Here is a 12,159-nt window from a genome sequence, read left to right on the forward strand (position 1 = left end):
GGGACGGGAGCGGGACCCGATGAGCACAGAGGTGGCGGAGGTCCGGGCCTTCCTGGACGGCGGCGTCGGACGGCTCGTACTGGACCGTCCGCGGGCGCTCAACTCGCTGACCCACGGCATGGTCACCGCCCTGCGCGCCACCCTGGACGACTGGGCCGCGGACGACCGGATACGCGCCGTCGTCCTGACCGGCGCGGGCGAGCGCGGCCTGTGCGCGGGCGGCGACATCCGGGCGATGCACGACGACGCCAAGACGGGCGGGGCCGGCACCCGGGCGTTCTTCCGCGACGAGTACCGGCTGAACGCGCTGATCGCCCGCTACCCGAAGCCGTACGTCGCGGTGCTGGACGGCATCACCATGGGCGGCGGCGTCGGCGTGTCCGCCCACGGCGCGGTGCGGATCGTCACCGAGCGCTCCACGGTCGCGATGCCCGAGACCCGGATCGGCATCGCCCCGGACGTCGGCGGCAGCCGCCTGCTCGCCCACGCCCCGGGCGAGTTGGGCACCCACCTCGGGCTCACCGCGGCCTCGATGGGCCCGGGCGACGCCCTGCTCTGCGGGTTCGCGGACCACTTCGTGCCCTCATCGCGCATCCCCGGGCTGCTCGAAGCCCTGGGCCGGACCACCGCCGCGACGGCCGGCAGCACCACCGCCGGGATCGCCGCCCTCGTCGCCGCGCACGCCGAGCCCGCGCCGCCCGCCGCGCTGGCCGCCCAGCGCCCGTGGATCGACTCCTGCTACGCGGCCGACACGGTCGAGGAGATCGTCGACCGGCTGCTGGACTCCGGTGTCCCGGAGGCCAAGGAGGCCGCCGAAGCCGTCCTGGCGAACTCCCCCACCGCCGTCAAGACCACCCTGGCCGCGCTGCGCCGCGCCCGCACGCTCCCCTCGCTGGAGGCCGTGCTCGACCAGGAGTACCGGATCTCCTGCGCCGCGCTGGAGAGCCACGACATGGTCGAGGGCATCCGCGCGCAGGTGATCGACAAGGACCGCAGCCCCCGCTGGAGGCCCGGCACGCTCGCCGAGGTGACGGAGGCGGACGTCGCCCGCTCCTTCGCGCCACGCGAGGGTGATGAACTTGGCCTCGCGCCGCGCGAGGGCGACGCACCGGGCCTCGCCTGATCCGGCCCCCGACCTCCCACCGGCACACCTGGAGCCCGCCATGAACCACCCGGTCCCGCCGCCCCCGGCCGGGGAAACCGACCCGCTGTCCAGGGTCCCGCTGGGCGAGCAGGTGCGCGGGCTGCTGCTGGAGGGCCTGCTGAACGGCCGCTGGCAGCCCGGCGACCGGATCGTCGAGCGGCGCCTGGCCGTCGAGCTGAAGGTCAGCCAGGCGCCGGTCAGGGAGGCGCTGCGGGCGCTCGGGACTCTCGGGCTGCTCGACGCCGAGCCCAACCGGGGCGTGCGGGTGCGCGAGATCGGCCCGGCCGAACTGCTGGAGGTCTACCAGGTGCGGGCCTCGCTGGAGCGGCTGGCCGCCAAGTCCGCGGTGGTCCGGCTGGCCGGCGACACCACCGCCCTGGAGCGGCACGCCGAGCGGATGGCGGCCGCGGCGGCGGCGGGCGACGCGCTCGGCCAGGCCCGGCACGGGGTGGCCTTCCACCGCGAGATCGTGGCCGCCTCCGGCAACGGGACGCTGTTGCGGACCTGGGAGGGTCTCGGGGTCGAGGTGTGGACGGTGCTCTCGCTGCACCGGGTCCGGCCCGAGCTGCACGAGAACGCCGCCGACCACCAGCCGCTGATCGAGGCGTTCCGGCGGCAGGACCCGGAGGCCGGCCGGCTGCTGGCCGAGCACGTCCTGGAGTACGCCCGACGCGGGAGCGCGCAGGACGAGGACGCCCGGCACTCCGACTGAACCCTCCACGCAGCCGTCCACCTCGCGGGTTCTCCTTCCCTCCATCGATAATGTTCGCACAAAGATGATCGATCATCTCTCAAATTACTCGCCAGTATCGCTTGACGCGCCACCAGAGTGCTCCTTACCGTCCAAATAATTCCATGGAGAGGAATGTCATTCCGCATCCCGGAATGAACACCTGAAGCGCACCGCAAAGGGGAATCCACCGTGTCCCAGCCCGTGTCCCAGCTCGACCAGCTGCCAGACCCAGACCCCGAGGAGACCTCGGAGTGGCGCGCGTCCCTCGACGCCGCCCGCGACTTCGGCGGCCCCGACCGCGCCGCCCACCTGCTGCGCCGCCTCGTCGAGCACGCCGAACTGCGCCGGCTCGACATCCCTCCGCTGCTGGACACCCCGTACGTCAACACCATCCCCGGCGCCGCCGAACCCGAGTTCCCCGGCGACGAGGAGATGGAGCGCCGGATCACCGCCTGGAACCGCTGGAACGCCGCCGCCATGGTGACCAGGGGCAACCACCGCGGCGGCCTGGGCGGGCACATGGCCACCTACGCCTCCGCCGCCTGGCTGTACGAGGTCGGCTTCCAGCACTTCTTCCGCGGCAAGGAGGCCGACGGCTCCGGTGACCAGCTCTACGTCCAGGGCCACGCCGCCCCCGGCGTCTACGCCCGGGCGTTCCTGGAGGGCCGGATCTCCGAGGCCCGGCTGGACCGCTTCCGCCAGGAGGCCGGCGGCGACGGCCTGCCCTCGTACCCGCACCCGCGCCGGCTGCCCTGGTTCTGGGAGTTCCCGACCGTCTCGATGGGCCTCGGACCGCTCTCGGCGATCCACCAGGCCCGGTTCAACCGGTACCTGACCGCGCGCGGGATCAAGGACACCTCCGGCTCGCACGTCTGGGCCTTCCTCGGCGACGGCGAGATGGACGAGCCGGAGGCCACCGCCGCCCTGGGCCTGGCCGCCCGCGAGCAGCTGGACAACCTCACCTTCGTGGTCAACTGCAACCTGCAGCGCCTGGACGGGCCGGTGCGCGGCAACGGCAGGATCGTGCGGGAGCTGGAACGCCGGTTCCGCGCGGCCGGCTGGAACGTGGTCAAGTCGCTCTGGGGCGAGGCCTGGGACGAGCTGCTGGCCCGCGACACCACGGGCGCGCTGGTCCGCCGGCTGGGCGAGGTGCCGGACGGACAGTTCCAGACCTACGCCGCCTCGGACGCCGCGTACATCCGCGCGCACCTCTTCCACGGCTCCCCCGAACTGCGGGCGCTCGCCGACACCGTGGACGACCGGCGGCTGGTCGAGACCGTCGCCACCTCCCGCGGCGGCCACGAGCCGCGCAAGGTGTACGCGGCCTACCGCGCGGCGCTGGAGCACCGGGGCGCGCCCACGGTCGTACTGGTGCAGACCGTCAAGGGCTGGACGCTCGGCCCCGGCTTCGAGTCCCGCAACGCCAACCACCAGATGAAGAAGCTCTCCGGCGCGGAGTTCAGGGCGATGCGCGACCTTCTCGGACTCCCCATCCCCGACAGTGCGTTGAACGACAGGATGCCGCCGTACGCGCACCCGGGACCGGACTCCCCCGAGGTCCGTTACCTGCGCGAGCGCCGCGCCGCGCTGGGCGGACCGGCGCCCGCCCGCCGAGTGCGCTTCACCCCGCTGCCCGACCTGCCCGCCAAGCCCTTCGAGGCGCTGTTCAAGGGCTCCGGCGGGCAGGAGATCGCCACCACGACGGCCTTCGTCCGACTGGTCAAGGACCTGATGCGGGACAAGGAGACCGGCCGGCGCTGGGTGCCGATCGTCCCGGACGAGGCACGTACCTTCGGCATGGAGTCGCTCTTCCCGAGCGCGGGCATCTACTCACCACTGGGGCAGACCTACGACCCGGTCGACCGTGACCAGCTGCTCCACTACAAGGAGTCGGCGACCGGCCAGATCCTCAACGAGGGCATCACCGAAGCCGGCTCGATGGCATCGCTGACCGCCGCCGCGACCGCGTACGCCACCCACGGCGAGCCGGTCATCCCGTTCTACATCTTCTACTCGATGTTCGGCTGGCAGCGCACCGCCGACCAGATGTGGGCGCTGGGCGACCAGTTGGGCCGAGGCTTCCTGATCGGCGCCACCGCCGGCCGGACGACCATGACCGGCGAGGGCCTTCAACACGCCGACGGGCACTCCCAGTTGATCGCCTCCACCAACCCGGCCGCACTCTCCTACGACCCGGCGTTCGGCTACGAGGTCGCTGTGGTCGTCCGCGAGGGACTGCGCCGGATGTACGGCGCCGACGAGCAGCACCCGCAGGGCGAGGACGTGTTCTACTACCTCACCGTCTACAACGAGCCGCTGCCGCAGCCCGCGCTCCCGGACGGAGAGGGGGTCGTGGACGGCATCCTGCGCGGCCTCTACCGCTACCGCACGGCGGACGCCGCCGCCCTGCCCGCCGCCGCGCCGCGGCTCCAACTGCTCGCCTCCGGCACCGCCGTGCGCTGGGCCCTGGCGGCGCAGCGGCTGCTCGGCGAGGAGTGGGGTGTGGCGGCCGACATCTGGTCCGCGCCGTCCTGGACGGAGCTGCGCCGCGAGGCGCTGGACTGCGACGCGGACGCCCTGGCGCGGGCCGCGGCCGGCACCGGGGCGGCGGGCCGCGTCCCGTACGTGACCCGGGCGCTGGCCGGGGCGCCCGGGCCGGTGCTGGCGGTCAGCGACTGGATGCGCGCGGTGCCGGACCAGATCCGCCCGTGGGTGGAACAGGACTGGACCTCGCTGGGCACCGACGGCTTCGGCCTCTCGGACAGCCGGGCGGCGGCCCGGCGGCACTTCGGGGTGGACGCCGAGTCGGTGACGGTCGCGGCGCTCGCCTCGCTGGCCCGCCGGGGCGAGGTCGACGCGGAGACCGTACGGCGGGCGGCGGAGCGGTACGGCGTCCGGTTCTGACCGGCCCGGCTCCGCCCCTCCCATCGCCCCCGCCTCCGGCACCTGGTGACCGGCGTCTCGCATACCAAGACTGGCGCGAGGCGGGGCGCGTCGTAGATCGTTGGGTGGTCAGGGCGCGCCCGCGGGCGCCGAGCAGCGGAAATGGGAGTCGACGGCGATGACCGAGACCGAGACCTACGAGACGATCCTGGTCGAGCGCAGGGGCCGGGTGGGGCTGATCACGCTCAACCGGCCCAAGGCGCTCAACGCGCTGAACACCCGGCTGATGAACGAGGTCGTCGCCGCCGCGACCGCCTTCGACCGGGACCCGGAGATCGGCTGTCTGGTGATCACCGGCTCGGAGAAGGCCTTCGCGGCCGGCGCCGACATCAAGGAGATGCAGGGCAACAGGTTCCCTGACGTCTACCTGGACGACTGGCTGGGCCCGTGGGACCGGATCGGCGCGCTGCGCAAGCCGGTGGTCGCGGCGGTGGCCGGGTTCGCGCTGGGCGGCGGCTGCGAGCTGGCGATGCTCTGCGACGTGCTGCTGGCGGCGGACACCGCGAAGTTCGGGCAGCCGGAGATCAAGCTCGGGGTGATCCCCGGCATCGGCGGCTCGCAGCGGCTCACCCGGGCGATCGGCAAGGCGAAGGCGATGGAGCTGTGCCTGACCGGTCGGATGATGGGCGCAGAGGAGGCCGAACGGGCCGGACTGGTCTCCCGGATCGTCCCGGCGGACCAACTCCTCACCGAGGCGCTGGCCACCGCCGGGACCATCGCGGCGATGTCCACCCCGGCGGCGGTCATGATGAAGGAGAGCGTCAACCGCGCCTTCGAGACCACCCTGGCCGAGGGCGTCCGCTTCGAGCGCCGGCTCTTCCACGCCGCCTTCGCCACGGCGGACCAGAAGGAGGGCATGGCGGCCTTCGCCGAGAAGCGCCCGCCGGAGTTCCAGAACCGCTGACGGCGCGGGACGGCAGACAGAGTTCAGCTGACAGATTTCAGATGTTGAAATCTGTCAGCTGAACTCTGTTTTCTGTTTTCCGGCCTCTGCCAGGTGTCGGCTGTCAGCTGTCAGCCGAGTTCACCCCTCCCCCACCGCCACCGTGTTCAGCCGGGCGAGCCCGCTGCGGGTGGCGGCGACCACGATCTGGTCGCCCGGGGCGAGCCGCCGGGTGCGGTCGGGGAAGTTCCACTGCAACTGCCCACCGTGGGCGAAGCGCACCGCGATCACCCGGACCCCGCCCGGATCCTCCAGGTCATGCCGGTTAAGCCCGATCAGCCGGCTGCCGTCCTCCGCCTTCAGCTCGGCGATCAGCAGCACGTGCCGGAGCACCGACAGTGTTCCGCGCACCTCGCGCCCCATCAGCGCCGCCGCGAACGCGGGCGCGGCCAGGTAGGACACCGACCGGGAGGCCGCGTTGTCCAGCGTCCGGTAGAAGTGGCTCGCGAAGTCGTCCTCGAACAGCCGCACCACCACCCGGACTTCGGGATTGCCGTGGCGCGCCTCCAGGGCCGCCTCCAGGTTGGTGGCGTCGTCCCCGCTGACCGCGACCAGTGCCCGGCTGTGCTTCAGCCTGGCCCGGCGCAGCTGCTGCTCGAACGGGCCGTCGCCCAGCACCACCGGAATCCCGAGCGCCCGTACGGCGGCGATGCCGCGGGCCTGCGGGTCCCGCTCCATGCAGACCACCGGTACGCCCATGTCGTGCAGTTGGGTCGCCACCCGGGTGCCCACGTTGCCGAGACCGACGACGATCACGTGGTCCCGGGTGCCCGCCCCCGGGTTGCGCGGCTGCCCGCGCCGCCCGGAGCCCAGCACCTCGACCGCGATGGCGGTGGCGACCGGCGCGAAGGTGATCCCGCAGACGGTGATCACCACCTGTGCGACCCGCTGCCAGAACCCGCCGGTGCCCGACCCCGAGGAGATGTCGGCGAGCTGGTCCGGCTGGGCGGCGCCGGCCAGGTCGAGCAGTGCGATGTAGACGGTCCAGCCGAAGTTCCGGTTGAGGTACCAGAGCACCCCGAAGGCCAGCAACACCGCCGCGAAGGCGGTGAGCAGCACCAGCCTCATCCGGGCACTGGTGAAGAAGCGCATGGTGTCGAGCACCCGCCAGCGCAGCCGCCGTTTCCAGTCGGTCGGCTCCCGGGGCTCGATCCGCAGCACCTGGAGCGCCGCACGGCCGCCCGACTCCTCCTCCGGGGCCGGGTCGGCCTGCGGTACCGGTTCGCGCCGTACGGTGCCGGGACGGATCGGCCCGTCGTCGCCGAACTCGCTGGCGAGCCGGACGAATTCGGCCGAATCGCCCTGCTGTTCGGGCAGCAGCCTGATCCTGCCGACGTCCTGCCGGTCGATCTGGTCGGCGACCACGCAGATCCGGTCGGCGGTGATGTCGTCGTCGAACGCGATGTGCAGGTAGCGTCCCTCGATCTCCACCGAGTTGGGCCGTCCGAGCGCCGCGGAGGCGAAGGCCGGGGCGGCGGTGGCGGAACCGGAGAGCGCGGCACCGTTCTTGAGCAGCCGTTCGATGTTCTCGCCGAGCCGCTGGTTGAACATCCGGAACACGATGCGGATGTCCGGGTTGTGGTTCTGGGCGCTGAGCGCGGTGTGGATGTTCTCCTGGTCGCTCCCCTCGACCAGGGCGAGGCCGCGCGCGGTGCCGATGGACACCGCGCGCAGCGCCTCCTCGGTGACGCTGGCGTACTCCACGACCGCGGCGACGCCGGTGAGTTGCTCGATCTGCGGCGCGTGGTCGCGGGTTCGGTCGGCGACCAGGACGACGACCGGGACCTCGTAGTGCTCGACGAGTTCCCGAACCAGTCGGTGGGCCAGCGCGTTGCCCCCGCAGACGATGTAGTGCTGGCTGATCGGCTCGACCGGAGGGGTCCCCCACCCTTCAGAAGTCATACCGACAGACGGTATCGACGGAGAATGGCCGGGGGATGTCGTTCCGGTGACCGAGGAGAATCCCCCGAACGGCCGAACCCGACGCGCGGTCCGGCGGTGACGCGCGGAGGCTGGGGTTCGTTCCCTGCCCGCCAGCCGGGCGACCCGACACCGATCGTGACCCGACGCCCCACACCGGCCGTCGCGGCATCACACGGTCGGCACGTCACCCGTCGCCCGGCGCCAGCCCGAGGAGTACGCCACCGTGGCCCCTCCGATCATCACTCCCGACGGTGCCCCGGTCCAGGGCCCGCTCGGACTGCTCGCCAAGGCCGCCTGGCAGGTCCTGCTGGTCGCCGGACTCGCCTCGCTCGCCCTCGGAATCGTGGTCTTCGCCTGGCCCCGGCAGACGCTCCTGGTGGTGGGCGTGCTGTTCGGCCTCTACCTGCTGGTGATCGGCATCGTGCAGCTGGTCGCCGCGTTCGGCACCCACTCCACCACCGCACTGCGGGTGCTGGCCTTCATCAGCGGCGCGATCTGCGTCCTGCTGGGGCTGCTCTGCTTCCGCAGCGCCGTGCAGTCGCTGCTGCTGCTCGCGCTCTGGATCGGGATCGGCTGGCTGTTCCGCGGCATCACCCAGCTCGCCGCCGCGATCTCCGACCCGCTGATGCCCGCCCGCGGCTGGCAGGCCTTCGCGGGCGTGGCCAACACCCTGGCCGGCGTGCTGCTGATGGTGTGGCCGGTCGGGTCGATCTCCGCGCTGACCGTGCTGGCCGGCTGCTGGCTGGTGATCCTGGGCCTGGTCGAGATCGTCACGGCGGTGCAGGTGCGCGGCCGGGCCAAGCGGATCCCGGCGGGGGTCTGACCGGCGCCTCCCGAAGGCTGCCCACCCCATACCGGAGGCGTCACGGGCGCGGCGCGTAGCCGATCCGGTAGGTGGCGGCCTCCAGGCGCTCCGGGCTGAGCCGGGCGTCGGTCAGCCGCTCGGCGAGCGCGAACGCGGCCTCGCCGCACAGGTCGTGCTCCTCCGTCTCCAGCTCGAAACCGCAGGCGGTCAGCAGCTCGGGGATACCGGGAGCCTCGGCGTCCGTACCGTCCCGCTGGTCGGGGAAGAGCGGCTCGAAGTGGAGCCGCCGAGTGCCGTGCTCCCACCAGTGGAAGTGGTCCGCGGCGTTGACGTCGCGGAAGTGCGAGACCAGCCGGGTGCCCTCGCCGAGCCGGGGGATCACCGTGTCCAGGACGCCGAGGTAGCCGTAGGGCTCGATCGCGAGGGCCCAGCCGTCGAGTTCGGTGACCGCGACGAGCAACCGGTCCTCGGCCGGGTCGAACAGCGCCCCGGCCTCCGCGTCCGCCCCGTCCTCGTAGGCCTCCGAGCGGGCCGTCACCGCTTCCAGGCCCACGGCGTCGCTCCCCGGCAGGGCGTCGAAGCGGCGCAGCAGCTCGTCGGGCGTGAGCCCCTGGACCCGGGTGAGGCAGTAGGCCTCGGCCAGGCCCGGGTAGCGCGCCTCGAACCAGGTGTAGTCGGTGGCGTGTGCGGTCATGGCGGTGATGCTGCCAGACCCCTCGGACAGCGGGTCACCCGGGCACGTCAGAGCCAGACCGGCTCGTCCGTCCCCCAGCGCCCGGGCGGGCGCGACCAGTCGGCCGGCGCGCCCTCGTAGCCGATCGGCGGCAGGGCGTGGCGCAGCCGCCCGTACGCGGAGTCGGTCTCGGTCAGCCACTGGGAGGGGTCGTACGGCCCGGACGGGACTCCCTGCGGCACTTCCGGTTCCGCCTCCGGTTCGATGCCGTGCAGCAGCCAGGAGGCCGTGCCGGCGAGGGAGAAGCGCAGGTGGCGGCCACCGGGGCGGTGGGTGCGCTGGTCGGTGAGCGCGCGCAGGACGGCGGCGGCGACGAGGTAGCCGGTCCCGTGGTCGAGCGCCTGGGCGGGCAGCACGCCGGGGCGGCCGTCCGCGCCGGAGTCGTGGGCCGCCTCGTGGGCTGTTTCGGGGGCCGCCTCGTGGGCCGCCTCGTGGGCGGCGATGCCGACGCCCGCCTGGACCAGGCTGTCGAAGCCCCTCCGACCGGCCCAGGGGCCGGTCCAGCCCCAAGCGCAGAGCTGGGCGAGGATCAGGTCCGGGCGGCGGGCGAACAGGGCCCCGGGGCCCAGGCCGTGGGCGTCGAGGCTGCCGGGGCGGTAGCCGCTGACCACGACGTCCGCGGTGGCGAGGAGTTCCTCGAAGACCGCGTGGTCGGCCGGCTCGGCGAGGTCGAGGCGGGTGGAGCGCTTGCCGAAGCCGGTGTCCGCGTGGGCGTCCTCGGCCTCGGGCAGCCGGGGCGAGTCGATGCGCAGGACGTCGGCGCCCAGCAGGGCGAGGGTGCGGGTGGCGACCGGTCCGGCGATCACCCGGGTGAGGTCGAGGACCCGGATCCCGGCGGCGGGCCGGTCCACGGGAGCCTCGCCGAGCGGGCGCACCGGTGCGGACCCGGCCGCGGCACCGATCTCCCGGTGCTCCACCAGGGGGTGTACGGCCGGGCTCACCGGCGCGACGGCCACCGCGAGCGCCCCTGCCTCGTACGCGCGCTCCTGGATCTGCTCGGCTGGCAGTCCGCGGAGCACCTCGGCGAGCTGCTCGGGCCCGGCGTCGGCGGCGAGGCCGAGGGCGGAGAGCAGCCGGGTGCGGTGGTGCGGGTAGTTGGCGTGGGTCCGCACCCAGCCGTCCGCGGTGCGCCAGAAGCCGGAGTGCGGGGCGAAACCGACAGGCGTACGGCCGTCGATCGCCAGGTGCCGCTCGCTGACGAAGGCGGTGGCGACCGCGCCCTGGTCCACCCGGACGGCGGGAACGGGCGCACCGCCACGGTGGGCGGCGAGTTCGGCGGCGGCCAGTGAGCAGACCGCCACCGTCGCCCGGGCGAGCCGGCGCACCGGGAGACCGGAGGGCAGGACGTCGTCCGGGCCGTGGAAGGTCACCCGCTCCAGCAGTCCGGCCGGTCCGCCGAGGGCCGCCCAGGCGTGGGCGGTGGGGCGGTCGGCGGCTGCGGCGGGCCCGGGAGTTCCAGAAGTTCCAGGCGTCCCAGGGACTCCAGGGGCTCCTGTGGGTCCAGTAGGTCCTGCGGTTCCTACGGTTCCTGCGGTTCCTACGGTTCCTACGGTTCCTGCGGGCAACGGACGATCGGTCATGCCCGGCATTGTGCTCCCCTTCTCAGGCGCTCGCCGTGACGCCCGCCACCAGCATCAGCAGTACCGCCGAGACCATCGTCATCCGGCGGGCCGCCTGCGGGGTGCCGCCGAACCGCCCGCCGAGGCGCCCGCTGGCGTGGGCGACCAGCCCGTACACCACCGCGCAGGCCAACACGTTGAGCGAGCCGAGCGCGAGCACCTGCCCGCCGACCGGCAGTGCGGCGTCCGGGTCGACGAACTGCGGCACCAGGGAGAGGTAGAGCAGCAGCCCCTTGGGGTTGAGCAGCGCGGTCAGCACGCTCTGGCGCAGCACCGTCGCGGTGGGCTGCGGCTTGGGCGCGGTCAGGGCGGCGGCGCCCCCGCCCTTGCGCAGCGCCAGCAGCATCATGACGGCCAGCACCAGCAGGTACGCGGCGCCGGTCAGTCGCAGCACGGGCAGGGCGGCCGGGACGGCGCGCAGCGCGGCGGCCAGTCCGGCGCTGGAGAGCAGGGTGTGGACGGCGTACCCGGCGCAGACCCCGCCGACCGCGATCAGCGCGGCGCGCCGTCCCTGGCCGAGGCCGCGGGCGGCGATGTAGAGCCAGTCTGGGCCCGGAGTGCAGACCAGGAGCAGGTCGACTCCGAGGAAGAGGAGGAGGGCGTGGGTGTCCATGGGCGTGGGCGTGGCCTGTCGTGCTCGTCACGGTGTGGGACCCGGCGCGGCGGCCGGGGGCGTTCCGGCGGTCTGCCGGGGGTCCCGGCAGCTGGCCAGGGCGTCCCGGCGGCCGGTTCGGTCACTGAAGGTAGCCGGATCCGACTGGCACGCGATGGCCACTTCCTGCTGGTCGGAGCGGCGTTTTGGCAGAATGTTGCGCCATGGACCGAATCGACCGCAGAATCCTCCGCGAGCTCCAGCAGGACGGGCGGCTGACCAACGCCGAACTGGCCTCCCGGGTCGACCTCACCCCCTCCCCCTGCCTGCGCCGGGTGCGCCAGCTGGAGCAGGACGGCGTGATCCGCGGCTACCGCGCGCTACTGGACGGCGCCGCGGTCGGGCGCGGCTTCCAGCCCTTCGTGACAATCACCATGCGTCACGAGGACCAGATGACGGTCGCCGAGTTCGAGCGCCGGGTGGCCGAGCTGCCGGAGGTGGTGGAGGCGCACCGCCTGTTCGGCGAGCCCGACTACCTGCTGCGGATCGCGGTGGCCGACATCGCCGCGTACGAGCGCTTCATCACCGACGTGCTGTCCGGTCTGCCGGGCATCGCGCAGGTCAACTCGCACCTGACGATGAAGCAGGTGAAGGCCGACCGGGGGCTGCCGGTCGGCGGGTAGGGTGCGAACGGGGGCCCGCACGGCCGCCCGTACGAGGGCAG

Annotated in this window: 10 protein-coding genes; 6 read left to right on the forward strand and 4 right to left on the reverse strand. The window is 73.4% G+C overall.

What is annotated here, in order from left to right; all coding sequences use genetic code 11:
* The first annotated feature begins 19 nt into the window (after positions 1-19).
* The 4 genes from ACIQOW_RS16070 to ACIQOW_RS16085 all read left to right on the forward strand — a co-directional run bounded on the left by ACIQOW_RS16070 (position 20) and on the right by ACIQOW_RS16085 (position 5,724).
* Positions 20-1,123, forward strand: a complete 1,104-nt coding sequence (locus tag ACIQOW_RS16070) for an enoyl-CoA hydratase/isomerase family protein (RefSeq protein WP_401084720.1) — start codon at positions 20-22, stop codon at positions 1,121-1,123.
* Positions 1,124-1,163: 40 nt separating this feature from the next.
* Positions 1,164-1,856 (forward strand): GntR family transcriptional regulator, encoded by a 693-nt coding sequence (locus ACIQOW_RS16075; protein WP_401084723.1) that lies wholly within the window; start codon positions 1,164-1,166, stop codon positions 1,854-1,856.
* 210 nt (positions 1,857-2,066) lie between these two features.
* The gene (gene aceE / locus ACIQOW_RS16080; protein WP_401084726.1) at positions 2,067-4,781 is read left to right on the forward strand and encodes a pyruvate dehydrogenase (acetyl-transferring), homodimeric type; all 2,715 of its coding nucleotides are present in this window, start codon (positions 2,067-2,069) and stop codon (positions 4,779-4,781) included.
* Between the two features lie 157 nt (positions 4,782-4,938).
* Complete coding sequence (locus ACIQOW_RS16085; protein ID WP_401084728.1) at positions 4,939-5,724, forward strand: enoyl-CoA hydratase; 786 nt, start codon at positions 4,939-4,941, stop codon at positions 5,722-5,724.
* Between the two features lie 120 nt (positions 5,725-5,844).
* Here the strand turns inward: ACIQOW_RS16085 and ACIQOW_RS16090 are convergent, their stop codons facing one another.
* Positions 5,845-7,665: an NAD-binding protein gene (locus tag ACIQOW_RS16090; protein ID WP_401084731.1), complete on the reverse strand. Its 1,821-nt coding sequence runs from the start codon at positions 7,663-7,665 to the stop codon at positions 5,845-5,847.
* Positions 7,666-7,909: 244 nt separating this feature from the next.
* Here ACIQOW_RS16090 and ACIQOW_RS16095 point away from each other — a divergent pair, with 244 nt between their 5' ends.
* A complete protein-coding gene (locus ACIQOW_RS16095) occupies positions 7,910-8,509 on the forward strand; it encodes an HdeD family acid-resistance protein (RefSeq protein WP_188300727.1) in 600 nt (199 codons plus the stop codon).
* Positions 8,510-8,549: 40 nt separating this feature from the next.
* Here ACIQOW_RS16095 and ACIQOW_RS16100 read toward each other — a convergent pair whose 3' ends face one another.
* The 3 genes from ACIQOW_RS16100 to ACIQOW_RS16110 all read right to left on the reverse strand — a co-directional run bounded on the left by ACIQOW_RS16100 (position 8,550) and on the right by ACIQOW_RS16110 (position 11,456).
* The gene (locus tag ACIQOW_RS16100) at positions 8,550-9,185 is read right to left on the reverse strand and encodes a DUF6461 domain-containing protein (RefSeq protein WP_401084735.1); all 636 of its coding nucleotides are present in this window, start codon (positions 9,183-9,185) and stop codon (positions 8,550-8,552) included.
* A gap of 47 nt (positions 9,186-9,232) precedes the next feature.
* On the reverse strand, positions 9,233-10,594 hold the full coding sequence (locus ACIQOW_RS16105) for a CoA transferase (RefSeq protein ID WP_401084738.1): 1,362 nt from the start codon (positions 10,592-10,594) through the stop codon (positions 9,233-9,235).
* A 232-nt stretch (positions 10,595-10,826) separates the two neighbouring features.
* Entirely contained in the window at positions 10,827-11,456 is a 630-nt protein-coding gene (locus tag ACIQOW_RS16110; protein WP_188300730.1) for a LysE family translocator, read from the reverse strand.
* Between the two features lie 203 nt (positions 11,457-11,659).
* Between ACIQOW_RS16110 and ACIQOW_RS16115 the strand changes: the two genes are divergently transcribed.
* On the forward strand, positions 11,660-12,118 hold the full coding sequence (locus ACIQOW_RS16115; RefSeq protein ID WP_401084741.1) for an Lrp/AsnC family transcriptional regulator: 459 nt from the start codon (positions 11,660-11,662) through the stop codon (positions 12,116-12,118).
* Positions 12,119-12,159: the final 41 nt, after the last annotated feature.

It is taken from the genome of Kitasatospora sp. NPDC091335 (genome assembly GCF_044757205.1).
Taxonomy (GTDB): domain Bacteria; phylum Actinomycetota; class Actinomycetes; order Streptomycetales; family Streptomycetaceae; genus Kitasatospora.

Excerpts from the sequence above, each read along its gene's own strand:
- ACIQOW_RS16090 (WP_401084731.1), bottom strand. The coding sequence starts at position 7,665 with ATGACTTCTGAAGGGTGGGGGACCCCTCCGGTCGAGCCGATCAGCCAG.
- ACIQOW_RS16115 (WP_401084741.1), top strand. The coding sequence starts at position 11,660 with ATGGACCGAATCGACCGCAGAATCCTCCGCGAGCTCCAGCAGGACGGG.
- ACIQOW_RS16075 (WP_401084723.1), top strand. The coding sequence starts at position 1,164 with ATGAACCACCCGGTCCCGCCGCCCCCGGCCGGGGAAACCGACCCGCTG.
- ACIQOW_RS16070 (WP_401084720.1), top strand. The coding sequence starts at position 20 with ATGAGCACAGAGGTGGCGGAGGTCCGGGCCTTCCTGGACGGCGGCGTC.
- ACIQOW_RS16085 (WP_401084728.1), top strand. The coding sequence starts at position 4,939 with ATGACCGAGACCGAGACCTACGAGACGATCCTGGTCGAGCGCAGGGGC.
- ACIQOW_RS16100 (WP_401084735.1), bottom strand. The coding sequence starts at position 9,185 with ATGACCGCACACGCCACCGACTACACCTGGTTCGAGGCGCGCTACCCG.
- ACIQOW_RS16110 (WP_188300730.1), bottom strand. The coding sequence starts at position 11,456 with ATGGACACCCACGCCCTCCTCCTCTTCCTCGGAGTCGACCTGCTCCTG.